Origin of the sequence: Stenotrophomonas nematodicola (assembly GCF_009467805.1) — a bacterium.
Classification (GTDB): Bacteria; Pseudomonadota; Gammaproteobacteria; order Xanthomonadales; family Xanthomonadaceae; genus Stenotrophomonas; species Stenotrophomonas nematodicola.
In genome coordinates, this window is record NZ_WIAY01000006.1 from 50,578 (window position 1) to 71,518 (window position 20,941).

20 protein-coding genes and 9 tRNA genes are annotated in these 20,941 nt (G+C 67.6%); 12 read left to right on the forward strand and 17 right to left on the reverse strand.

The annotated features are described in order from the left end of the window. Positions 1 to 99: 99 nt before the first annotated feature. The 3 genes from dsbG to GDJ08_RS16055 all read right to left on the reverse strand — a co-directional run bounded on the left by dsbG (position 100) and on the right by GDJ08_RS16055 (position 2,901). Positions 100 to 918 carry a thiol:disulfide interchange protein DsbG gene (gene dsbG, locus GDJ08_RS16045; protein ID WP_026070942.1) on the reverse strand — a complete coding sequence of 273 codons (819 nt, stop codon included), beginning with the start codon at positions 916 to 918 and terminating at the stop codon, positions 100 to 102. 39 nt (positions 919 to 957) lie between these two features. Next, positions 958 to 1,761 (reverse strand): TlpA family protein disulfide reductase, encoded by an 804-nt coding sequence (locus tag GDJ08_RS16050; RefSeq protein WP_017357142.1) that lies wholly within the window; start codon positions 1,759 to 1,761, stop codon positions 958 to 960. A gap of 75 nt (positions 1,762 to 1,836) precedes the next feature. After that, entirely contained in the window at positions 1,837 to 2,901 is a 1,065-nt protein-coding gene (locus GDJ08_RS16055; RefSeq protein ID WP_136006956.1) for a GlxA family transcriptional regulator, read from the reverse strand. Positions 2,902 to 3,127: 226 nt separating this feature from the next. Here GDJ08_RS16055 and GDJ08_RS16060 point away from each other — a divergent pair, with 226 nt between their 5' ends. The 9 genes from GDJ08_RS16060 to GDJ08_RS16100 all read left to right on the forward strand — a co-directional run bounded on the left by GDJ08_RS16060 (position 3,128) and on the right by GDJ08_RS16100 (position 4,858). Further along, complete coding sequence (locus tag GDJ08_RS16060) at positions 3,128 to 3,526, forward strand: heavy metal-responsive transcriptional regulator (protein WP_136006959.1); 399 nt, start codon at positions 3,128 to 3,130, stop codon at positions 3,524 to 3,526. Positions 3,527 to 3,674: 148 nt separating this feature from the next. After that, positions 3,675 to 3,750: transfer RNA gene (locus GDJ08_RS16065), tRNA-Ala, on the forward strand. Positions 3,751 to 3,802: 52 nt separating this feature from the next. After that, a tRNA-Glu gene (locus tag GDJ08_RS16070) sits at positions 3,803 to 3,878 on the forward strand. Between the two features lie 145 nt (positions 3,879 to 4,023). After that, positions 4,024 to 4,099 (forward strand) — tRNA-Ala (locus GDJ08_RS16075). A gap of 50 nt (positions 4,100 to 4,149) precedes the next feature. Continuing rightward, positions 4,150 to 4,225 (forward strand) — tRNA-Glu (locus GDJ08_RS16080). 124 nt (positions 4,226 to 4,349) lie between these two features. Then, a tRNA-Ala gene (locus GDJ08_RS16085) sits at positions 4,350 to 4,425 on the forward strand. 48 nt (positions 4,426 to 4,473) lie between these two features. Beyond that, positions 4,474 to 4,549: transfer RNA gene (locus GDJ08_RS16090), tRNA-Glu, on the forward strand. A 109-nt stretch (positions 4,550 to 4,658) separates the two neighbouring features. Beyond that, positions 4,659 to 4,734 (forward strand) — tRNA-Ala (locus tag GDJ08_RS16095). Positions 4,735 to 4,782: 48 nt separating this feature from the next. Then, positions 4,783 to 4,858, forward strand: a tRNA-Glu gene (locus tag GDJ08_RS16100). A 62-nt stretch (positions 4,859 to 4,920) separates the two neighbouring features. On the opposite strand, the gene GDJ08_RS16105 is transcribed toward GDJ08_RS16100, so the two are convergent. Next, positions 4,921 to 5,337 (reverse strand): GNAT family N-acetyltransferase, encoded by a 417-nt coding sequence (locus GDJ08_RS16105; RefSeq protein ID WP_017357140.1) that lies wholly within the window; start codon positions 5,335 to 5,337, stop codon positions 4,921 to 4,923. Between the two features lie 104 nt (positions 5,338 to 5,441). On the opposite strand from GDJ08_RS16105, the gene GDJ08_RS16110 reads away from it, so the two are divergent. After that, entirely contained in the window at positions 5,442 to 6,398 is a 957-nt protein-coding gene (locus GDJ08_RS16110) for an SOS response-associated peptidase family protein (protein ID WP_153165266.1), read from the forward strand. Positions 6,399 to 6,417: 19 nt separating this feature from the next. On the opposite strand, the gene GDJ08_RS16115 is transcribed toward GDJ08_RS16110, so the two are convergent. Then, positions 6,418 to 6,798 carry a response regulator gene (locus GDJ08_RS16115; RefSeq protein WP_017357138.1) on the reverse strand — a complete coding sequence of 127 codons (381 nt, stop codon included), beginning with the start codon at positions 6,796 to 6,798 and terminating at the stop codon, positions 6,418 to 6,420. A 125-nt stretch (positions 6,799 to 6,923) separates the two neighbouring features. Between GDJ08_RS16115 and GDJ08_RS16120 the strand changes: the two genes are divergently transcribed. Next, a tRNA-Leu gene (locus tag GDJ08_RS16120) sits at positions 6,924 to 7,010 on the forward strand. 318 nt (positions 7,011 to 7,328) lie between these two features. On the opposite strand, the gene GDJ08_RS16125 is transcribed toward GDJ08_RS16120, so the two are convergent. The 10 genes from GDJ08_RS16125 to GDJ08_RS16170 all read right to left on the reverse strand — a co-directional run bounded on the left by GDJ08_RS16125 (position 7,329) and on the right by GDJ08_RS16170 (position 18,858). Further along, positions 7,329 to 9,182: a methyl-accepting chemotaxis protein gene (locus GDJ08_RS16125; protein ID WP_153165267.1), complete on the reverse strand. Its 1,854-nt coding sequence runs from the start codon at positions 9,180 to 9,182 to the stop codon at positions 7,329 to 7,331. A gap of 423 nt (positions 9,183 to 9,605) precedes the next feature. Then, positions 9,606 to 11,798, reverse strand: a complete 2,193-nt coding sequence (locus GDJ08_RS16130) for a PAS domain-containing protein (protein ID WP_153165268.1) — start codon at positions 11,796 to 11,798, stop codon at positions 9,606 to 9,608. Between the two features lie 335 nt (positions 11,799 to 12,133). After that, a complete protein-coding gene (locus GDJ08_RS16135) occupies positions 12,134 to 14,500 on the reverse strand; it encodes a Tex family protein (protein WP_136005362.1) in 2,367 nt (788 codons plus the stop codon). 106 nt (positions 14,501 to 14,606) lie between these two features. After that, positions 14,607 to 14,822, reverse strand: a complete 216-nt coding sequence (locus GDJ08_RS16140; protein WP_017356979.1) for a hypothetical protein — start codon at positions 14,820 to 14,822, stop codon at positions 14,607 to 14,609. A 168-nt stretch (positions 14,823 to 14,990) separates the two neighbouring features. Continuing rightward, positions 14,991 to 15,431, reverse strand: coding sequence for a hypothetical protein (locus GDJ08_RS16145; RefSeq protein WP_017356978.1), 441 nt, complete (start codon positions 15,429 to 15,431; stop codon positions 14,991 to 14,993). After that, positions 15,428 to 15,631, reverse strand: coding sequence for a PspC domain-containing protein (locus GDJ08_RS16150; RefSeq protein ID WP_017356977.1), 204 nt, complete (start codon positions 15,629 to 15,631; stop codon positions 15,428 to 15,430). The genes GDJ08_RS16145 and GDJ08_RS16150 overlap by 4 nt, the downstream gene beginning before the upstream one ends. Before the next feature lie 75 nt (positions 15,632 to 15,706). Beyond that, entirely contained in the window at positions 15,707 to 16,078 is a 372-nt protein-coding gene (locus GDJ08_RS16155; protein WP_026070911.1) for a YfeK family protein, read from the reverse strand. Beyond that, a complete protein-coding gene (gene phaC, locus GDJ08_RS16160; protein WP_017356975.1) occupies positions 16,075 to 17,139 on the reverse strand; it encodes a class III poly(R)-hydroxyalkanoic acid synthase subunit PhaC in 1,065 nt (354 codons plus the stop codon). The genes GDJ08_RS16155 and phaC overlap by 4 nt, the downstream gene beginning before the upstream one ends. Continuing rightward, the gene (gene phaE / locus GDJ08_RS16165; protein WP_153165269.1) at positions 17,136 to 18,197 is read right to left on the reverse strand and encodes a class III poly(R)-hydroxyalkanoic acid synthase subunit PhaE; all 1,062 of its coding nucleotides are present in this window, start codon (positions 18,195 to 18,197) and stop codon (positions 17,136 to 17,138) included. Before phaE ends, phaC begins: the two co-directional genes overlap by 4 nt. A 46-nt stretch (positions 18,198 to 18,243) precedes the next feature. After that, positions 18,244 to 18,858 (reverse strand): CDP-alcohol phosphatidyltransferase family protein, encoded by a 615-nt coding sequence (locus GDJ08_RS16170; RefSeq protein ID WP_136005366.1) that lies wholly within the window; start codon positions 18,856 to 18,858, stop codon positions 18,244 to 18,246. Between the two features lie 306 nt (positions 18,859 to 19,164). Between GDJ08_RS16170 and GDJ08_RS16175 the strand changes: the two genes are divergently transcribed. Beyond that, positions 19,165 to 19,845, forward strand: coding sequence for a class I SAM-dependent methyltransferase (locus tag GDJ08_RS16175; protein ID WP_136005368.1), 681 nt, complete (start codon positions 19,165 to 19,167; stop codon positions 19,843 to 19,845). 31 nt (positions 19,846 to 19,876) lie between these two features. Here the strand turns inward: GDJ08_RS16175 and GDJ08_RS16180 are convergent, their stop codons facing one another. Both GDJ08_RS16180 and GDJ08_RS16185 read right to left on the reverse strand, forming a co-directional pair. Beyond that, a complete protein-coding gene (locus GDJ08_RS16180; protein WP_017356902.1) occupies positions 19,877 to 20,365 on the reverse strand; it encodes an NUDIX hydrolase in 489 nt (162 codons plus the stop codon). Between the two features lie 58 nt (positions 20,366 to 20,423). Further along, positions 20,424 to 20,936 carry a DUF1249 domain-containing protein gene (locus GDJ08_RS16185; protein ID WP_136005372.1) on the reverse strand — a complete coding sequence of 171 codons (513 nt, stop codon included), beginning with the start codon at positions 20,934 to 20,936 and terminating at the stop codon, positions 20,424 to 20,426. Positions 20,937 to 20,941 lie beyond the last annotated feature (5 nt).

Genomic DNA, 20,941 nt, shown 5'->3' on the forward strand with positions numbered 1-20,941 from the left:
ACCTTGATCCAGATCAACCGGCGCCGGCGATACCACGGCGCGGCGGTCCGGCGCGCCGGCATTGCACCGGCGCGCGATACGCAGTGGGCCTGGCGCGACTCAGCGCGGGCCCATCACCACGTCCATGTCCTGGCCCTGCGGCATGCCGGCACGACGCTGCAGCATGCCCTTGTCGTCCTTGAACAGAATGCCCGGCGTGCCCTGGAAACCCATCTCGATCATCAACACCTGGTTGGCATCGAGCTTGTTGGCCACCTCCGCGGTGAGATTCGCCGCTGGCTTGATGCCGCCCTGGTCAAATCGATGCTCGTTCTCCAGCAGCGCCGCACTTGGGTTCGGCGCGGTGAGGATCGCCGCCGCCTTGGCCGGGCTGTCCTCGCGGATCACGCCGACCATCACATGGCGCAGCTGCACCTTGCCACTGTCGACCCACGGCCGCGCCGCTTCCCAGAAGCGATGGCAGTACGGGCAGTTGGCGTCGCTGAAGGTGTACACCACCCGCGGCGCGTCGGCGCGGCCATCGCGCACCCAGGCGCTGGCATCGAGCTTGGCCCACTGCCGCGCGGACATCGGCGCGGCCACCAGACGCTCGACCGGCTCGGTACCGATATCCTTGCCCTGCGCGTCGAACAGGCTGCCGACCAGTACGTGCTTGCCATCGGCAGTGACGTACGCCGCGGCCGGCTGCTGCCCGCCGACCACCCCTGCGAACCCGCGCAGGCCACCGGGCGCGTCGAACTCGCCCATCACCTCGAAACCCTGCTGTTCGATGCTCTTGAGCACGGCCGGCCGCTCGCCCGTCTTGCCGGCGGTGGCGGTGGGCGCCTTCGGTGCCTGGGCCTGGCTGCAGCCGGACAGGCTCAACAGCAGCGCGGCGCTCAATACAGTACCCAGCGCAGGGAAGGATGTGGACAGCATGGCAACTCCCGGAATTGAAAGACAGAAGAACCCGCGCGGCTATCGCAGCCGCGCGAGCTTGGATTCCAGACTGGCGGCACTGAGTTCCCCCAGGTGCACCTCCTGCAGCCGCCCGTCACGATCGAAGAACAGGGTAGTCGGATACGCCTGTACATGCAGCGCCGCGGCAGCGTGCATGGGCTCGTCCAGCAGCACATTGTGCAGCGACAGCCTTTCGGCCGTGAGGAAGGCCTGAACCTCTTCAGCGGTCTCGCCCTGGTTGGCGAACACAAAGCGCAGGTCGGAATGGCGTTGCTGGGCACGGGCCAGCACCGGCATCTCGCGCCGGCACGGTCCGCACCAGGTGGCCCAGAGATTGACGATCGTCGGCTGCGCGTGTGCGCCGCCCAGCGTGTCGGGCACCCCGTCCAGACGGGTGAGTGCAAGTGTGGGCAGCGCGATGCGATCGCGCTGCAGCCAGCCACTGCCCAGCGACAGCGCGGCCCAGCACAGCACGCCGGCCAACGCGCCGGCCGCCACGGAGCGGCGCAGATGCGGCCAGCGCCGCAGGCGCCATGCGCCCCAGCCCAGGCCGACCAGGATGGCCACCCAAGGCAGGAACCCCCCATCACCCAGGCGCAACACAGCCCAGCCATCGTGGCGGTAGTCGGTCCAGTAGCGCAGGATGAACCCGAGTCGGCCGGCCAGCAGGCCGATCAGCAGCATGTCGAACAATACACTGCGCGGCGTGGGCGCCTTTTCTTTCGGCTCGGCACGCACCATGCGCGCCACCAGCATCGCCACACCCATCGCAACAAGCACCCACACCACCACCAACGGCACCGGGCCGACACTGCTTATCATCGTTTCGCTTTCGGTATCGGGCCTTCCCGCATGGTCCCAGCATGCACCGCTGCGATCAAGCCGCAGCGCCGCACGTCATGCCGCACGCATGCTCTCCACCGCGCGCACCGTAGTTGCCGCGGCACGCTCGCGACGCTGGCTGACGATCTGACGCCGATAGCGCGCCGGTGTCGTCCCGACGATGCGCAGGAACAGCCGTCGGAAGGCGCTCTGGTCTGAGTAGCCCACGTGGCAGGAGACTTCGTCGATCGCCCCGCCCGCCTGGAACAGCATCTGCGCTTTGGCGATGCGCAGCCGCTGGCAGTACTCGATGGGCCGCATCCCGGTCGCACGCAGGAAACGGCGCTGGAGGGTACGCGGCTCCAATCCCGCCGAATCGCAGATGTCCTGCAGGCTCACTCCACGCGCAGCGATGCCGTGCAACCAGCGCTGCGCTTTAAGGATGCAGCGGTCGCCGTGCGCGAAGTTCGGGCTGAAGCGCTCCAGATCATCCTGCACGGTCCGCGGAATCACCAGTTGCAGCTGCTGGGACACAGACGACATCACGCTGTGCCCGTACACCCGGGCGAGCAGACGCAGGCTCAGGTACTTCCAGGCATCGGTGCCGGCGGCGGTGAGCAGGTCGCCATCGTCCACCAGCGTTCGCTCGCTCGGCAGCCAGCTGGGCACAACCGCCTTCAGCGCGGCACAGCGGTCCAGGCTGGGCAGCCGCACCGGCCGCCCGGCCAAGACGCCGGCACGGGCCAGCAGCAGCGCGCCCTCCTCGCACCCGGCCAGCAGGCTGCCGGCGTCATGGCAGTCACGCAGCCATGCCAGCAGCGCCTCGCCGGCGACCGACATCGCCCAGCCCGGCTCGTTGCCGGGCAGCACCACGACCGCCGGCAATGCTTCGCCGAACAGTGTGGCACCGGCCATGCGCTGCATTCCGCCGCCGCGTGGGCACAGGGTCCAGCGGGTGACGAGCATGCGCGCGCCGGGCCGCCGACTGGCCGCCGCAACCCGGTTGGAGAGCTGCGCGAGCTCGGAAAGCACCGTCGCAGCGCCGCGGATGCTGCCGGCGTACTCGACCACGGCCACTTCCATCAGCGTTGGCGCAGCCGGCTTGCGCCGCGGCGGAAGGGAGTTCAACGAGGTGTTCATGCGACCTAGCTCCAGCAGCGTTACCCGTCATGGGGGGGGCCGGGAGGCGCCTGCGCGCACGCCCGATCAACAGTTCGCTGGAGGTTACGGACGGCCTCGAGGGCCATCCATGAAACTAATTGCATCTTTGCAGCCAACCTTGCACAGGGCCGCCCAACGGCCAGACCCTTGACCCTCGACCCGGCTCCAGGGTTCACAATGAGGGCGATCTTCTTCCGAGGTGGTCATGAACATTGGACAGCTCGCGCGCCAGGCCGGCGTGCCCATCGACACCGTGCGCTACTACGAGCGGCAGCACCTGCTGCCGACCGCGCGCCGCAGCGCCGGGGGCTACCGGGTCTTCAGCGAAGACGACCTGACGCGGCTGCAGTTCATCCGTCGCGCCAAGGCGCTGGGTTTCAGCCTGGAGGAAATCGGCGAACTGCTGTCGCTCAGCGACCAGCATGGACAGGACATGGCGCAGGTCCGCAGTACCGCGGTGCAGAAACTGCAGGACATCCAACAGCGCATCGGCGAACTGCAGCGCATGCACGGTGCACTGAAGCAGCTGGTGGATGCGTGCCCCGGCCACGGCGAACGCGGCGAGTGCCCGATCCTGGCCGCGTTGACAGCACCGCACCGATAGCCACGCTGCCGTTGTGCACGACACAGGTCACGTATCGCGTTATCGACGCGGCCGCGTGAATGCAGTTGAGGCAATGGATGAGAAATTTCGTGCAGTTTTCTCTTGCCAATCGAAAACGCCGTCGCTATGATTTCGCTCCTCACGACGTGGGGCCATAGCTCAGCTGGGAGAGCGCCTGCATGGCATGCAGGAGGTCGGCGGTTCGATCCCGCCTGGCTCCACCACTTCAATCATTAGGCCGATTGAAGCAACGTGGGAAAAATTCGGTTTTCGTGCGTCCCCATCGTCTAGAGGCCTAGGACATCACCCTTTCACGGTGGCGACCGGGGTTCGAATCCCCGTGGGGACGCCAATTGAAACGCAGAACGCCCCGGTCTTGGCCGGGGCGTTTTGTTTGACATGGTCACTGTCCCGATCCGGTTTTTTTTCAGGGTTGTGTCAGAGAAAAGACTTGGCGAATGCAACGCACACGCGTAGAATTCCGCCTCCAGCATCGTGGGGCCATAGCTCAGCTGGGAGAGCGCCTGCATGGCATGCAGGAGGTCGGCGGTTCGATCCCGCCTGGCTCCACCACTCCGGACATTAGGCCGTCAGGAGCGCTGAAAACATTGATGAGTTCATGCGTCCCCATCGTCTAGAGGCCTAGGACATCACCCTTTCACGGTGGCGACCGGGGTTCGAATCCCCGTGGGGACGCCACTCATCAACGAATACCGAGGCCCGGCACGCCGGGTCTTTTTATTCACCGCCCCCTGCGGGCTTCGAATGTGGTCTTCCACAAACGTGAACACGCAGGTATACTAGGCGGCTCGCGGTACAACGTGGGGCCATAGCTCAGCTGGGAGAGCGCCTGCATGGCATGCAGGAGGTCGGCGGTTCGATCCCGCCTGGCTCCACCACTTCTCCGGACACAGGCCGTCCGACAGAAGCAAAATCCGGTTCAACGCGTCCCCATCGTCTAGAGGCCTAGGACATCACCCTTTCACGGTGGCGACCGGGGTTCGAATCCCCGTGGGGACGCCAGCTTCAACAGACAGCCCTGACTTCGGTCGGGGCTTTTTGTTGGTGCCCCAGAAAAAGCTTCCCATCCAGCAAAAGCGCCGCTATGATAGGCGGCTCGCAGCATCAACGTGGGGCCATAGCTCAGCTGGGAGAGCGCCTGCATGGCATGCAGGAGGTCGGCGGTTCGATCCCGCCTGGCTCCACCACTTCTCCGGACACAGGCCGTCCGACAGAAGCAAAATCCGGTTCAACGCGTCCCCATCGTCTAGAGGCCTAGGACATCACCCTTTCACGGTGGCGACCGGGGTTCGAATCCCCGTGGGGACGCCAGCTTCAACAAACAGCCCTGACTCCGGTCGGGGCTTTTTGTTGGCGCTTCTTTCTCTGCGTGGTCAGCCCACCACCTTGGCCATGCCCACCGACTTCGGCGCGGTCTGGGCAAAACCGAACTGCGCGTACAGCCGATGCGCCTGGCCATCGGCGATCAGACTCACATAAGCACCGACCGCGTTCGCGCGCAGCCAGACATCCAGCGCGCCCATCACCGCCTTGCCCAGTCCCTGCCCCTGGCGGTCGGGAACCACCGCAATGTCCACCACCTGCAGGAAGCAGCCGCGGTCGCCGACCAGCCTGCCCATCGCCACCAACCGTTCGCCGTCGCGGATGCTCACCCCGAACACCGTGTTGGGCAGGCCCAGCGTGGCTGCCTCCAGTGATTTGGGGCTCAGGCCGGCGAGCACGCGCAGCTGGCGGTACTCCTCGACAGTGGGCGGCACGGGGTAGAGCTGCAGGCTGGCAGGCAGGGACATGGGGCTTTCTCGGAGTGAACGGGCCTGTAGCATGACGCAGGCCATGCGCACCCGGTGAGACCCACGCGTCCTATCCTGTTCCCCTGCCCGCCGCCCCTGCCGCCATGTGCTACTCCGCCCAGATCCGTGCCGATTACACCAGGCTTGTCCGTGAGTACGGCGCGGTCATGTCGCTGGAGGCGTTCGCGCAGCTCTATGCGCACGATCCTGGCAAGCCACGGCCCAAAACGCCCAAGGCGATGGATGACGGGTTCGCCGGCGCACGCACGCCGCAGGGGCAGGACATCGTGGCAAAGATCCAGCAGTGGCATGCCGAGGAAATGCGCGCACTCGACGAGGAGATCCGGCTGCAGTCCGCACGCCTGGCATCGGCTGAAAGCCAGCTCGCCGCTCGCCCTTCGCAGAAGGCACGCAACGAACTACGTATCGCCGGCAACCGGATCGAGCGCGCGCAGGCGCGCCTGGACGACCTGCACCGCACCGGGCTGCTGCCGCGCGACAGCCGCATCTTTCCGGGCGTATACGCACCGGTGATCGTTTCCGAGGGCGGCCAGCGCGTGATCAAGCCGATGCGCTACCAATGCCGGCTGCCGGATGTGCCGGCCCGCAATGACGTGCTCTACCCGGGCACCTACAATGCGCGCCGCGACAGCCTCGGTGGGTACTGGAAGCCCGCGTTTGGTCATCGACACGGCGTCGTGGTGGTGCAGTCGTTCTATGAGCACGTTCCGCGCCATGCATTCGAACACCGCGCGTTGGCACCTGGCGAGCGCGCGCAGAACGTGGTCCTGGAATTCCACCCGCAGCCCGCACGCGACCTGCTGGTGGCCTGCCTGTGGTCGGAATGGGACGGGCCGGAAGGCCGGCTGCTGTCGTTCGCGGCGATCACCGACGAACCGCCGGTGGCGGTAGCCGCAGCCGGGCATGACCGCTGCATCGTGCCGATCCGCCCGGAACACCTGGACGCGTGGCTCAATCCTGACCCGGCCGATCTGGCCGCGCAGTACCGCATTCTCGACGACCGCGAACCGGTTGATCTTGTCTGTCAGGAAGCGGCCTGACACGCCCTCTGTCGCGGCATCAGCCGGCGACTGAATCGCCTTGGCGGGCACGCTCGAGTGCGGCGGTCAGTTCCGCGGTGAGGTACGGCTTGCTGAGCACGACACCGCTGCGGAACGTCGCCGGCAGATGATCCGGCGCCATGCCGGTCGCCAGAACAAACGGAATGCCACGTGCGGAAAGTCCTTCGGCCACCGCCTCACTGGTTTCGTTGTTGGCCAGACGGTAATCGAGCAGCGCGACCTGCGGTGCGGTCTCGCCCAGAAGGTGCAATGCCTCGGACACCGAGGCCGCCAACCCCACGACGACCGCCCCGGACTGCACCAGCTGCATCTGCAGCAGGGCCGCACTCATCTCGTCGTTCTCCACCACCAGCACCCGTAGATCCTGCAGCGCGCTCATCCCCGGCTCCCTGTATGGTTCAGCGCGGTGATTATAGCGTCCCAACCCGATGAAGGCCGCCGTCACACTGAAGCGTTCAGGTCTCCCCACCGCCGCAGGTTTTGTATACACTACGCGGCCAGCCAGCCGAAGTGGCGGAATCGGTAGACGCAGCGGACTCAAAATCCGCCGCCCTTAAAAGCGTGTGGGTTCGAGTCCCACCTTCGGCACCAATGGAACGATACGCTCCGCAATCATCGGAGATGAAACCCCGCTTTGGCGGGGTTTTTCGTTTACGCCAGTCGACCCATGCAGCGATGGCTGGGTGCACCCGGCAGCGCTGGACCCTGCTCTGGCGCGCACTTCGGCCGGCCCTGCGCCGGCACGATCTCACGCCAGGCGATGGCCAGCGCGCAGTCGTTCGGCCAGCGCCAGCATGGCCGCCCACATCCATCCCTGTTGCAACCGCGTACGCCCGTCCGTTGGATGCAGGCGTATCCCAGAGCCACGCGCAAGGGTGCAGCCGGTGCCGCCGCCCATCGCGCCTGCGCTCACACCAGGCGCAGTACCGGCTGGGCGCCCTGCATTGCCTGTCGCTGCGTCTGCGCCACTGCCGCATCCACTCGGAATCCGGCCACGGTCTGCAGCAGCTGGGATGCCTGCTCCTCCATGCTGCGCGCCGCCGCCGACGCTTCCTCGACCAGCGCCGCATTCTGCTGGGTGCCTTCGTCGATATGCTCCACGGCACGGTTGATCTGCTGGATGCCCTCGCTCTGCTGCTGGGCGGCGGCGCTGATGTCGCTCATCAACGCGCTGACGCGCTTCACGTTGACCACGATGTCCGTCATCGTCCGTCCGGCGCTTTCGACCTGCGCGGTTCCCGCGCCGACCTTCTCCACCGAGTCGCCAATCAGTTGCTTGATCTCCTTGGCGGCGTCGGCCGAGCGCTGCGACAGCGAGCGGATCTCCGAGGCGACAACCGCGAAGCCACGGCCATGCTCGCCGGCACGCGCCGCCTCCACCGCTGCGTTGAGCGCCAGGATATTGGTCTGGAATGCGATGCCGTCGATGACCCCGATGATGTCGACGATGCGCCGCGAGGAGTCGTTGATCAGCGCCATCGTCGCCACCACGTCGTGCACCACGTGTCCGCCCTGGTCGGCGACATCGACCGCGCCGCTGGCAAGCGCGCTGGCCTGGCGGGCGTTGTCGGCGGTGCGCTGCACGGTCGCGGTGAGCCCCTTCATCGACACCGCGGTTTCCTCCAGCGACGCCGCCTGCTGCTCGGTGCGCACCGACAGGTCGCTGTTGCCTTCGGCGATCTCGCTGGCACCGACCGCGATGGTGTCGGCCGCGAACTTGATCTGCCCGATGATCAAGGCCATCGCCTCGACCAGCGCGTTGATGCCCTCGCAGAGCTCGGCGATCGGACCGCGCTTGTCGGTGGTCGGAATGTGGCCGGTGAGGTCCCCTCCCTGGGCCGCTGCCACCACTTCACGGGTCTGCGCCACCGCCAGCTCCAGGGCAAGACTGGCTTGCACCTGCGCGGTCACATCGGTGGCGTACTTGACCACTTTGAACGGCCGACCGTTCATGTCGAAGATCGGGTTGTACGACGCCTGGATCCACACCTCACGCCCATCGCGCCCCAGCCGCTTGTATTGGCCGGCGTCGAACTCGCCCCGCCCCAGCTTTTCCCAGAAGCGCTGGTACTCGGCACTCTGGCGGTAGGCGGGCTCGGCGAACATCGAATGGTGCTGGCCACGCACCTCCTCCAGGCGATAGCCCATCACCGCCAGGAAGTTGTCGTTGGCGGCAAGGATGCGTCCGTCCATGCCAAACTCGATCACCGCCTGGGATTTGCTGATCGCCGCCAGTTGGCCGGCGAAATCGGCCGCCTGGAACTTCTGCGCGGTGATGTCGGTGGCAAATTTCACCACTTTGTAGGGCCGGCCATCGCTGTCGAACACGGGGTTGTAGGACGCCTGGATCCATATCTCCCGGCCGCCCTTGCCGACCCGGCGATACTGGCCGGCGTCGAACTCGCCGCGCCCCAGCTTGGCCCAGAACGCGCGGTACTCCTCGCTCTGCGCCTGCACCGGGTCGACGAACATCGCGTGGTGCCGCCCCTGGATCTCCGCCAGGGTGTAGCCCAGCGTCTGCAGGAAGTTGTCGTTGGCTTCCAGGATGGTGCCGTCAAGGTCGAACTCGATCACGGCCTGCACGCGGTGCAGGGCCGCGACCTGCGCTTCCAGCGCCGCCTGGTGACGTGCGGCCGCCCCGGCCCCCGCCTCGCCGGGGCTGCGGCGGGCGCGGAACAGGCCGCGCAGTGCGCGCCAGGGTGAATCGACGGCGGTGACCGACAGCGGTGCACGCACCGGCGTATGCAAGCCTGAAGTAAACATCGTATGACCTCGTGTCCGATAAGCGATGGCGACGCCGAACGGGATGTCCGGCGCGGGTGATCAGCTGGTTTGGGACGCACGAACATCGTCAGTTGAAATGACGCGACTTCCAGAGGCAGTGCACGACCGGAGCACGGTCGGGTGGATCTATCGATCAGACAGGCCGCCAGGTCCCCCTGCCACGCAGGGGGCAACTCCGACCGATATAGCGGCCCCTGGCAGGCAACCTTTAGGGCGGCCGATCAATCGATATGCAGGGCCGGCAGCGGCTTGGGCGGGAACACCGGCCGATCCAGCCAGAGCCATCGCCAGGGCGGTCACGTCCCTCGCGATCCGGGGGGGGCGCATCCTGCTGTTCCTGTCCATTCGCGTGGCCGGCGAGTATCCCGGACCGCCGTGGCGGCGGCCAGCCTGCGGCACCGCTCAGCCCTCCCCTGCCTCGCTGGTATCGCCGCTGTCGAGCGGATCGAACGGGCCCTCGCCCGGCGCCTCCACCTGCACGTTGTCGCGGCCGGCGGCCTTGGCCCGATAGCATTGCGCATCGGCGGCGGCCACAGCGTCATCCACGCTCATGGCGCCGCCCAGGGCGGCAATGCCGATGCTGGCCCCCACTGCCAGCCGCTGCTGGTCCCACGGAATGGACAGCGCGCGCAGCGCGTCGAGCAGATCGCTGGCGATACGCCGCGCACGCTTGAGCGAACAGCCGGCCAGGATCACCGCGAACTCGTCGCCGCCGAGTCGGGCGACGATGTCCGAATCGCGCACCCCATGCCGCAGCAGACTGGCCACCGCCCACAGCACGGCATCGCCGGCGAGGTGACCGTGCGTATCGTTGACGGGCTTGAAGTGGTCCAGATCGATGTACATCAGCGACGCCTGCTGCCCGGTGCGGGCCACGCGGGTGATCGCCTGCTGCAGGTGCGCTTCGAACCCGCGGCGGTTGCTCAGTTCGGTCAACGGATCGACCTCGGCCAGATGGCGCGCTTCGCGCTGGCGCGCGCGCTGCTGGGTGACATCGCGGATCACCCACACCGCACCACTGATGACGCCGTCCTCGCCACGCAGCCAGGCGCGCGTGAGGTCCACCGGCACCCGCTGGGCGCCCACCGCCAACAGCAGGTCCGAATGCAGATCCACCGCATTGCTGTCCGGATCCAGAAGCACGGACAGGTCCAGCGGCGAACGGGGCGCGTACTCGGTGGTCAGTTCCATCAGCTCGGCCAGCCGGCTGCCGGTGAGGCCGTCGGCGCCTGCCCCGGCCAACGCCCGGCTCGCGGCTGCGTTGGCGTACTGGACCGTGCCGTGCAGATCCAGGGTCACTACCATGTCGGCCACCGCATCCAGCGTAATCCGCGTGCGCTGTTCGGACTCGCGCAGCTGCTGCCCGCTCTGGCGCTGCGCGGTGACGTCCTGGATCTGCGACACGAAATGCAGCGGCTCGCCGTTGCCGGCGCGCACCAGCGACACCGACAGCCGCCCCCAGACAATATTGCCGGCCTTGCCCAGGTAGCGCTTGTCCATGTGGTAATGATCACGGCGGCCGGCGAGCAGGTCGCCGACCAGGGTCAGATCGGCGTGCAGGTCTTCGGGATGGGTCAAGGTCTGGAAGTCGATCTGCAGCAGTTCCGCACGGGTGTAGCCAAGGATGCCGCAGAGGGCATCGTTGACATCCAGCCAGCGCCCTTCCAGCGACACCAGCGCCATGCCAAGCGCGGCCGAGGAAAACGCGCCGGCGAACTTCTCCGCCGCCACATACGCCTGCTCGCGGATCGCCAGCAGCGGGGTGATGTCCACCGCCATGCCGACGTAGCCGATCCGCGAGCCGCTGGCGCAATCCAGCGGGCTGATCGACAGGCGCACCTGGCGGCGCTCGCCATCTTTGCGCACGAAGGTCCACTGGTGCGACCAGGTGCCCTGCGCGGCGCGAGCGGTCAGCGCCTGGAAGATGCTGGGCAGCGGCACACCGTCACCGACATCCTGCTGCAGGTACGCGCGCATTTCCTCGGCATCATGGAAAAGGCCGGGGTTGACCCGCCCGATCACTTCGTCCGCACTGTAGCCGAGCAGCTTCTGCGCGCCGGTGTTGAACAGGTTGACCACGCCATCGATGTCGGTGGCGATCACCGCCACTTCGTCGGACGCATCCACCACCGCCTGCAGGCGCTGGCGCATGTTGGCCGCATCCTGGCGGGCTGTCTGCAGGTCGGTGACATCGGCATGCGCACCGGCCATCCACACCGGCCGGCCCTGCGCATCCCATTCGTAGATGCGTCCGCGATCCTGTACCCAGATCCAGTGTCCGTCTTTGTGGCGCATCCGGCACAGGCTGTCGAACCGCAGCGAGCGTCCTTCCAGGTGCTCTTTCAGCAGTGCGTTGGAGCTCTCAAGATCGTCTGGATGCACCAGCCGGAAGAATGTCTCCGGGGTGATCGGAGCCAGTTCCTCGCGCGTGTAGCCGACAATGCCGGCCCAGCGCTCGTTGACCCGCATCTGGCCGGTCTGGATGTTCCACTCCCAGGTGCCGACGGCGATGCCATCGATGATTTTCTCCATGCGGCGAAGCTGGTCGGACAGATCGTCCGTCGGGGCGGGAACGCTGCCCGGCTCGCGGCTCATGACGGCCTCCGGCTGCCCGTCGCCGATGCGGCAGGCGCGTGCGCGGCCCGGGCGCATGCCCGGCCGAACGCCCTGTTCCTGGTGTCCGCCATGTCCCCTCCCCGCGACCGCGCGCCACGCCGTGCGGCCATTCAACGGGAAGTGTGCTTAAACCGGAGTCAAACCAGAAGTGCCCCGGCCCACCGCCCCCCCCGCGGCATGGCGGTGCAACGGCCCGCCACAGCCCCGGCGGCGGCGCGCAGCCCACGAAAACAGGCCCGTTCGCCGCCGGTACCCATGTCCCGTTGCGGCGAACGGCAGCGGTCGCACCGCGACCGCCGCCGGCTCCCAGGCCCTCAGCCGCCGCGTTTTGCGCGGGCGAAGGCGTCGGCCAGGGCATTGTTGGCCGGCGGGGCGCCACTGCCCGGGCGCGGACCAGACGGGCCACCCCGGCCGCCGGGACGCGGGCCCCCGCCGTCGCGGCGGCCACCGCCGGCCGGACGCGCGTCGCGCTCGCCCGGGGCCTTGGCCGGTGCCGGGGTGTCGTCCAGGCGACGGGTCAGCGCGATCCGCTTGCGGGCCACGTCGACCTCCAGCACCTTCACCTTGACGATGTCGCCGGCCTTGACCACGTCGCGCGGGTCCTTGACGTAGGTGTCCGACAGCGCCGAGATGTGGATGAGGCCGTCCTGATGCACACCGATGTCCACGAACGCGCCGAACGCGGCCACGTTGCTGACCACGCCTTCGAGGATCATGCCGACCTTGAGGTCCTTCAGCTCTTCCACCCCGTCGGCGAAGCGCGCCGCCTTGAACTCGGGGCGCGGGTCGCGGCCGGGCTTCTCCAGCTCCTTGAGGATGTCGCGCACCGTCGGCACACCGAAGGTGGCATCGGTGAACTGCTCGGCCTTCAGACTGCGCAGGAAGCTGCCGTCGCCGATCAGCGCCTTGATCGGGCGCGCGGTGGCCGCCACGATGCGCTCGACCACCGGATAGGCTTCCGGGTGCACCGACGAGGCATCCAGCGGCTGGTCGCCGTCGGCGATGCGCAGGAAGCCGGCGCACTGTTCAAAGGTCTTGTCGCCCAGGCGCGGCACCTTGAGCAGGTCCTTGCGGCGCTTGAACGGACCGTTGTCGTCACGGTGGCGCACGATGTTCTCGGCCACGGTGGAGGACAGGCCGGATACCCGCGAGAGCAGTGCGGCCGAGGCCGTATTGACCTCCACGCCAACCGCGTTGACGCAGTCTTCCACCCGCGCATCCAGCGCGCGCGCGAGGCGGTACTGGTCCACGTCGTGCTGGTACTGACCCACGCCGATCGCCTTGGGCTCGATCTTCACCAGCTCGGCCAGCGGGTCCTGCAGACGCCGCGCGATCGACACCGCACCGCGGATCGACACGTCCAGATCGGGGAACTCCCTGGCCGCCAGTTCCGAGGCCGAGTACACCGATGCGCCGGCCTCGCTGACCACGATCTTCTGCAGCCGGGTGTCGCCCAGCGCCTTGATGACCTCGCCGGCCAGCTTGTCGGTCTCGCGGCTGGCGGTGCCGTTGCCGATCGCGATCAGCTCCACGTTGTGCGTGATGCACAGCTGCCGGATCGTGTGCAGCGACTGGTCCCACTGGCGACGCGGCTCGTGCGGGTAGATGGTGTCGGTGGCGACCAGCTTGCCGGTGGCATCGACCACGGCGATCTTGCACCCGGTACGGATGCCCGGGTCCAGGCCAAGCACGGTCTTCGGGCCCGCCGGGGCGGCCAGCAGCAGATCCTTGAGGTTGTCGCCGAACACCGCGATGGCGTCGGCTTCGGCCTTTTCGCGCGCCTGGTTGAACAGGTCCAGCAGCAGGTGCATGTGCAGCTTGGCGCGCCAGGTCAGCCGGCAGGCGTCAAGCAGCCAGCGGTCACCCGGGCGCCCGGCATCGCGGATGCCGGCGTTGTGCGCCACACGCCCCTCGGCGTACTGGTGGCCGGCCTCGGCATCGCTGCCCGGGTCCAGCTCCAGGAACAGAATTTCCTCGCGGCGCGCGCGGAACAGCGCCAGCAGGCGGTGCGACGGAATCTTCGCCAGCGGCTCGGCGTGCTCGAAATAATCCCGGTACTTGGCACCCTGCTCTTCCTTGCCCTCGGCAACACGGGCGCGGATGACGCCGTGCTCGCCGAGCCAGTTGCGCAGCTCGCCGACCAGCGCCGCGTCCTCGCCCCAGCGCTCCATCAGGATCGCCCGGGCGCCTTCGAGGGCGGCCTTGACGTCGGCCACGCCCTTGTCGCCATCGACGAAAGTGGCGCCGAACACCTGCGGGTCCAGGCCAGGATCGGCCAGCAGGCCATCGGCCAAGGGTTCCAGCCCGGCCTCGCGCGCGATCTGGGCGCGGGTGCGGCGTTTGGGCTTGTAGGGTAGATACAGGTCTTCCAGGCGCGACTTGGTGTCCGCGGCCAGGATGTCCAGACGCAATTCGTCGCTGAGCTTGCCCTGTTCGTCGATGCTGGACAGCACCGCGGCGCGGCGGTCTTCCAGTTCACGCAGGTAGGTCAGGCGCGTCTCCAGGTTGCGCAGCTGGGTGTCGTCCAGGCCGCCGGTGACTTCCTTGCGGTAGCGGGCGATGAACGGAACGCTGGCGCCTTCGTCCAACAGGGCGATGGCGGCACGCGCCTGGGCAGCCTGGGCGCCGATTTCGTCGGCGATGGTCTGGGCGATCTGCTGGGCGAGCTTGATGTCAGGCATTGCTTCCGGCCGGAGCCACGTTACGGAAAACCCGATTGTGGCAACGCAGGGCGGCGGGGGAAACCCGTTGACAGCCGCCCTCCAACCTGTCGCCGATGGTCGGCGCTCAGCGGTAGTGCTGCGCCGCGCGGACCTTCACCGATTCATCCAGCAGGGATTCCAGGGCCATGACGCGCACCCGGCCCACGCCCTGCAGCTCCATGAACCGCTCGGTGTAGATCTCCGGCCCTTGGGCCGTCTCGGCGCGGGATTTGCTGAAGCCGTGGGGCACCAGGCCCTTGTCGCCATCCTTGCTACCACCGACATAAAGAACAATTGCCATGTGATGTACTCCTCCAAAAAGCATCGTGCATGTCCAACAGCGTGCAGCTTACCGCGCCCAACCTGACTGATGCGTCATTGAGGTTAATAACGTTTTTTTGCATGCAGATGACGTCGCGTTACCGACGTTTTGCTTACACGAAATTAACGCATCGCTAACACGTGGCCATTACGGCCACCAGCCGCGCCCGGTCATCGCATACACATCGGCCGCGCGCTCGAAGGGATTGCGCGCACTGACGCCGCCGCACAGCAGGTACACCGGCAGGTACAACGGGCCCAGCACCATGTACTGATAGACATGTGCGCGCTCATGGTCGTGCAGACCGATGACCGGCTCGGTGCAGTGGCCCGCCTGATGCGCGTACGTGCGGCACGGCACGTCCAGTACCGGGCCGGTGTGCAGAATCACGTTGCCCAGGGTGATCGCGCCGCCCGGCCCCCACGGCCAGTCACGGAACACGACCGCGCGGTCGCGTGCATTCCACGACGGACGCGCGCCCGCCACCATCCCCAGCAGGCCACCGAGCAGACCGATCAGGGTGTTGGGCGCGGTCCAAAGCGCGCCCAGCCCCTGCAGGACGCGCAGCGCCAATGGCGGCAGGATCAATCGGCCTCGTTGGGAATCAGCAGCCAGAGGATGAGGTACACCAGGATGCCGGGAAAGGCAGCCGACGCCAGGGAGACCACCACGAACACGATCCGCAGCAGCGTCGGGTTCCAGCCGAAGCGGTGCGCGATGCCGCCCATCACGCCGGCGATCATGCGGTCGTTGAGCGAGCGCGAGAGCGTGCGGGGTGTGGCGTTCATGGCAGGGTCCTCCAACGGTATGAGGGAAATGCTAGCGCGGACCGGTGTGTATGCGGCGCATGCGGCGCCAGGCGCTCAGCGTCCGCGCAAGGCCTTCAGGCGCGCACCGAACCACGCCGCCGCGGTCTGTTCGGGCTGGCCCGGGCAGGCGATCCGGTAGGGCTTGCCGCTCATGCTGCTCTGGCTGGCGGCCCGTTCGATGAACTGTTCGGCGGTATCCACCTTGTCCTTCCTGAGCAGGTAGTCGTACTTGCGCTGCAGGTGCGCGCGCGCTTCTGCGGCGTCGTGCCAGCTGCCGTTGCGCTGGAAGCGGCAGGACGAGCCGTCCAGTGCGCCGATCAGCGCGGCGATCTCGCGGCGCGCGGTGTCGCTGGGCGCGGCCGAGGCGCCACCGGCGGCCGCCAGCAGCGCCACGAGCAGCGTCGTCATCACGCGGAGGTGGGTCATGTTCGTTCCTTCAGCCACTGTGAGAGGGTCGCAGGCACTTCGCGTTGGGCGCGGCCGGAGACATAGATGCCGATGTGGCCGCCACGGAAGCTGCTTTCGGTGTAATCACTGCTGCCAATCCGGCCGCGCATCGCGCGCGAGGCATCCGGCGGGACAAGATGGTCCTGTTCGGCGTAGATGTTGAGCACCGGCAGCGTCACCTGGCGCAGGTCGACATGTTCCTCGCCGATCCGCACGCCGTCGTGCATCAGGCCGTTGCCCTGGTAGAACTGCTTGATGAAGTCGCGAAAGGCTTCGCCGGCGAGATCGGGCGAATCGAAGATCCACTTTTCCATGCGCAGGAAGTCCTCCAGCGCGGCCTTGTCGTCCAGGATGTCGAGCAGACCGACGTACTTCTGCACGTTGAGCCGGAACGGTTTGAGCATCAGGTAACTGGCATTCATCAGGTCGGCCGGGATGTTGCCCAGCGTGTCCACCAGCAGGTCCACGTCCACATGCCGTGCCCAGTGCGAAAGCATGTTGTCGGCGGTGTGGAAATCCACCGGCGTGACCATCGTGACCAGGTTGGCCAGCTTGTGCTGGCGCAGGGCCGCGTAGCACAGCGCGAACACCCCGCCCTGGCAGATGCCGAGCATGTCGATCGGGCCGCCGGACTGCGCGCGCAGGTGGTCCACCGCGCCGTCGATGAACCGCAGCAGGTAATCCTCCAGCGTCTGGTAGCGCTCGGAGCGGTCCGGGTAGCCCCAGTCCAGCACGTACACGTCGTGTCCGAGTGCCAGCAGCTTCTGCACCAGCGAACGGTCGGCCTGCAGATCAACCATGTACGGCCGGTTGACCAGCGCATACACGATCAGCAGCGGGGTCGAGTGCACCGGCGCTTCGGTGCCGATGAACCGATACAGCGCTACCTTGCCGTCCCGCCAGACCTCTTCGCGCGCGGTGACGCCGTAGTCCACGTCCTCCACCGACGGCAGCAGCGTCAGCCCGTCCATCAGCTTGCGCTGCATGGCCAGGGTTTCCTGCAGCAGGTCCTCTGCGTTGAATCCCAACGGGCCCTTCATCGGCTGCGCGTCCGCCGCGCGGGTGCGGCCGGGGCCGGCTTGGCGGGTTTCGCCGGCTTGGGGGTTCTGGTCGCCTTGGGGGCCTTGGTCGCCTTGGTCGCCTTGGGGGCCTTGGGGGCCTCAGCAGGGGTGGCGCGTGCTGTTGACCTGGCCGGCGCGGCCTTCGCCGGCGCCGCCTGCATCATCCGCCGCACCAGCCGCTCCAGTTCCGCGATGCGACGGTGTGCGGCATCCATCTCCGTGCGCGTGGGCAGACCCAGACTTTCGGTCACGCGCTCGATTTCATGCTGCGTGGCCGCGCGCAGGCGCATCTGCGCATTGCCCAGCGCCGCATACACCTGCTGGAACGGCTCGGACAGGGCGACCTTCGCATAGGCCTCTTCGGCCGCCTCGATCCACAGGTCGAACATCGCCCGGGCACTGGTGAGCTGATTGCCCGGCTGCTCGTGCTCGGCAAGGCGCTGCTCGAACAGGGCGAATGCATCGTCCAGCGCCTGTTTGATCTGGTCCACATAGGCGCTTGAGTGCGTCTGGAACTCCTGCTGCGCGCGCAGCAGGGCCTGCCAGCGTGCCTGGTGTTCGCGGCCAGGGCCGAACGCCGGGCTCTGCATCCACGGCCCGAGATCGCGCTGCAGCGATTCCAGCAGTTTGAGCAGGTCCGGACCGTCGGCACGGGTGTGGCCTCGCGCGGCCTGCAGCATCCACTGCAGCAGACCGTCGCCCTGCCCTTCCACCGCCGCACGCCAGGCCTGTGCCACGTCGGCGCTGCTGGCGTCGCGGCCGGCAAACTGCGCGGCCACCTGCTGCATGGTCCCGTACCAGCCGCCGGCCTGCTCGCGGAAGCGGCGCACGGCGTCGTCGGCCGGACCGCTGCCCGCGTCGGGCATCAACTGCGACCACGCCTCGATCGCCTGCTGCCAACCACCCGCGCGACCGGGATCGTGGCTGTCGCCAGGCACCCCGGCGGCATGGCGCAGGGCATCACCCCAGGCACCGAAATACTGGCGGGCGAGCGCTTCGATATCGTCCGCGCCACCACCACGGCCGGCGGTGCTCATCGGCGGGCTCCAGCCAGCAGGCGGTTCGACAGGGGCACGGTCGGGCTCACGGCTTGGGAATGCGCAGGGTCTTGCTGATCATCAGCGACCCGGACAGGGCGAACAGCAGCACCATCGGGTGCAGCTGCCACGGCCCCAACTGCCACTGACCCAGCCACAGGTCCGGTCCGATCGCCCCCATGCTGGCTGCGATCGCCAGTACCACCACCAGCGCCAGGCTGGTGGGAATCGGCGTGCCTTCGAAATACGGCACCTTGTCGCCCTCGCCGGCCAGCGATTCGGCGGTCACGTTATAGCGCGCCAGGCGGCTCACCCCGCAGCAGACGAAGTAGCTCAGCACCAGCCAGTCCCAACCGCCCTGCATGCCGCAGGCGTAGGCCAGCGCGGCCGGGGCGACACCGAAGGAGATGATGTCCGACAGCGAATCCAGCTCGCGGCCCAGCGTGGAACTGGACTTGCGCCAGCGCGCGATGCGTCCGTCCAGCGCATCGAAAATGAAGGCCAGCGGGATCAGGGCCATTCCGAACAGCAGATAGCGGTGCTCGCCGTCCTGCAGAAAACGCATCGCGGCAAACACCGCGCCGGTGCCGCAGAACGCATTGGCCAAGGTGAACCAGTCGGCCAGCTGGAATTCGCGCAGCATCGAGAAGTGACGTTTCATGGGGTATCGGTTGACGGCAGTGGCAAGAGAGTACCGCGAGCAGCCCGAACGGGGACAGAGCATCCGGGCCGGACCGGGCCTTCCCGCCCTGTTCACCGGCCCACGACGTGCGGTGAATTTTTGGCCACCCATCTTGACAGCCAACGTGGGCGGGGGCTGACGGCGCTTATCCACAAACTTGCGCACCAGTCATCCACACCCCCTGTGGACAAGTCGTTGTCAGCACGCCGCCCCGCGCGCGCGCTTGAGTTGGCATGCGCCCACCGCCGCCGACGCGCTATGCTGCCGGGTGGACTCGCCGCCGCCATGTCCTGCCCGCCCGCCGCGACAGGAGTCACGCGCTTGCTTTCCCCCGAACACCTGGCCGCGCAGCTGCGGCACCCGCATGGCGAGCACGCCCTGGCGATCGCCGAGTCAATGAACCGCAGCAACGGCGCGCTCAACCGGGCCGCGATCGCGCTGCTGGCGGTCGGCCCTGCCGAGCGGGTGCTGGAGATAGGCCCCGGCAACGCCGCCTTCGCCGGCGACCTGCTGCATGCCGCGGGCAGCCGCTACCTGGGCATCGAGGTGTCCAGCGACATGGTGGAGGCCGCGCAGGCCAGGCTGCACGCCACCGGGCTGGAGGACCGCGCCGAGATACGCCTGGGCGATGCCCATGCCCTGGCGCTGCCCGAGGCGTGCATGGACGCGGCATTGGCGGTCAATACGCTGTACTTCTGGGAGGACCTGCGTACGCCGTTGGAGGAACTGGCGCGGGTACTGCGCCCCGGCGCACGGCTGTGCCTGGCCTTCGGCGACGCGGCGTTCATGCGCACCCTGCCCTTCGCCGCCCACGGCTTTCACCTGCACGCGCTGGCCGAGGTGGAGCTGGCCCTGCGCAGCGCCGGCCTGCGGGTCTGCGGGTGGCGCAGCCATCGCGAGACCGGCACCGGCAACGATGGCCGCCAGATCGACAAGCACTTCCATCTGCTGCTAGCACGACGCTAGCGCCGGCCGGCAGTGGTATCGCGTCCTGCCCTTACAGGCGGGTGTACGACCAGGACAGCATCGCGCCGTCCCGATAGGGCATCACGCCGTGGAAGGGGCGCGGGTCCTGGTCGAACACCAGCGGCAGGAACCGGCGATCACCTTCCCACAGCGGCAGATCTTCGATCTTGTCCACATCCACCCACTCCAGCGTGCCTTCCGGATTGGCGGTCAGGGGAGTGCCGGTGTAGTCCTCGATCACGAACACGAAGCCGAACCAGTCCTCACCCTGCTTGCCGAAACCGGGCCAGCTGATGGTGCCGCGCATGCGCATGGTGCCGCACTCGATGCCGGCTTCCTCGCGGATTTCGCGGCGCATGCCGGCGGCGACATCCTCGTCGCGTTCGACCTTGCCACCCAGGCCGTTGTACTTGCCCAGATGCTGATCGCCGGGACGGGCGTTGCGGTGGATCATCAGCGCTTGCTTGCCGTCCGCTGACAGCACGTAGCCCAGGGTGGCCACGATCGGGGTATAGGGCATCTCACACACGCTCGGGTTGCAGACCCCGATTATGCGGGATCGACCGCAACCGCGTCGCTTATGGCACCGCGCTGGCGCGTCGGGCGTCGCGCGCCGGGGCCGCGGCATCGCCGTCACGGCGCAGCGTGGCCACGCCATGCCCGCGCTCGGCCAGGTATTCCAGCCACTTGCCCAGGAAGGTGTTCATCCGCATGCGGTGGCTGATCAGCTCGGCCGGCGGCGGGTACATGCCCATGACATCCTGCCAGCGGCGGCCGACATAGCAATGGGTGGTCTCGGCCTGGCGGGCGTCACGGTACAGGCGCACATAGGCCGACGGGTCCGGCTGGCCGGTGACGGGGTCGGCGAAGTCGTAGGTGAGCCGCAGTTCGACGGTGTAGCGGTGGCATTCGATGACATCCAGGCGCACGTCCAGCCCGTCGCCGATCGAGGACACATAGCTGCCGGGTGCCAGCTCCGCCGGTGCGAACAGGCGCACCAGATGCTGGTAGTTCTCTGCGTACAGGCCCATCAGCCAGCTCAGGCGGCTGAGCCGGGGGATGCGTTCCAGTCGGGGTGATGCCTGGGCCATGTCTC

Coding starts and splice junctions, on each gene's coding strand:
- dsbG (WP_026070942.1), bottom strand. CDS start 918: ATGCTGTCCACATCCTTCCCTGCGCTGGGTACTGTATTGAGCGCCGCG.
- GDJ08_RS16050 (WP_017357142.1), bottom strand. CDS start 1,761: ATGATAAGCAGTGTCGGCCCGGTGCCGTTGGTGGTGGTGTGGGTGCTT.
- GDJ08_RS16055 (WP_136006956.1), bottom strand. CDS start 2,901: ATGAACACCTCGTTGAACTCCCTTCCGCCGCGGCGCAAGCCGGCTGCG.
- GDJ08_RS16060 (WP_136006959.1), top strand. CDS start 3,128: ATGAACATTGGACAGCTCGCGCGCCAGGCCGGCGTGCCCATCGACACC.
- GDJ08_RS16105 (WP_017357140.1), bottom strand. CDS start 5,337: ATGTCCCTGCCTGCCAGCCTGCAGCTCTACCCCGTGCCGCCCACTGTC.
- GDJ08_RS16110 (WP_153165266.1), top strand. CDS start 5,442: ATGTGCTACTCCGCCCAGATCCGTGCCGATTACACCAGGCTTGTCCGT.
- GDJ08_RS16115 (WP_017357138.1), bottom strand. CDS start 6,798: ATGAGCGCGCTGCAGGATCTACGGGTGCTGGTGGTGGAGAACGACGAG.
- GDJ08_RS16125 (WP_153165267.1), bottom strand. CDS start 9,182: ATGTTTACTTCAGGCTTGCATACGCCGGTGCGTGCACCGCTGTCGGTC.
- GDJ08_RS16130 (WP_153165268.1), bottom strand. CDS start 11,798: ATGAGCCGCGAGCCGGGCAGCGTTCCCGCCCCGACGGACGATCTGTCC.
- GDJ08_RS16135 (WP_136005362.1), bottom strand. CDS start 14,500: ATGCCTGACATCAAGCTCGCCCAGCAGATCGCCCAGACCATCGCCGAC.
- GDJ08_RS16140 (WP_017356979.1), bottom strand. CDS start 14,822: ATGGCAATTGTTCTTTATGTCGGTGGTAGCAAGGATGGCGACAAGGGC.
- GDJ08_RS16150 (WP_017356977.1), bottom strand. CDS start 15,631: ATGAACGCCACACCCCGCACGCTCTCGCGCTCGCTCAACGACCGCATG.
- GDJ08_RS16155 (WP_026070911.1), bottom strand. CDS start 16,078: ATGACCCACCTCCGCGTGATGACGACGCTGCTCGTGGCGCTGCTGGCG.
- phaC (WP_017356975.1), bottom strand. CDS start 17,139: ATGAAGGGCCCGTTGGGATTCAACGCAGAGGACCTGCTGCAGGAAACC.
- phaE (WP_153165269.1), bottom strand. CDS start 18,197: ATGAGCACCGCCGGCCGTGGTGGTGGCGCGGACGATATCGAAGCGCTC.
- GDJ08_RS16170 (WP_136005366.1), bottom strand. CDS start 18,858: ATGAAACGTCACTTCTCGATGCTGCGCGAATTCCAGCTGGCCGACTGG.
- GDJ08_RS16175 (WP_136005368.1), top strand. CDS start 19,165: ATGTCCTGCCCGCCCGCCGCGACAGGAGTCACGCGCTTGCTTTCCCCC.
- GDJ08_RS16180 (WP_017356902.1), bottom strand. CDS start 20,365: ATGCCCTATACCCCGATCGTGGCCACCCTGGGCTACGTGCTGTCAGCG.
- GDJ08_RS16185 (WP_136005372.1), bottom strand. CDS start 20,936: ATGGCCCAGGCATCACCCCGACTGGAACGCATCCCCCGGCTCAGCCGC.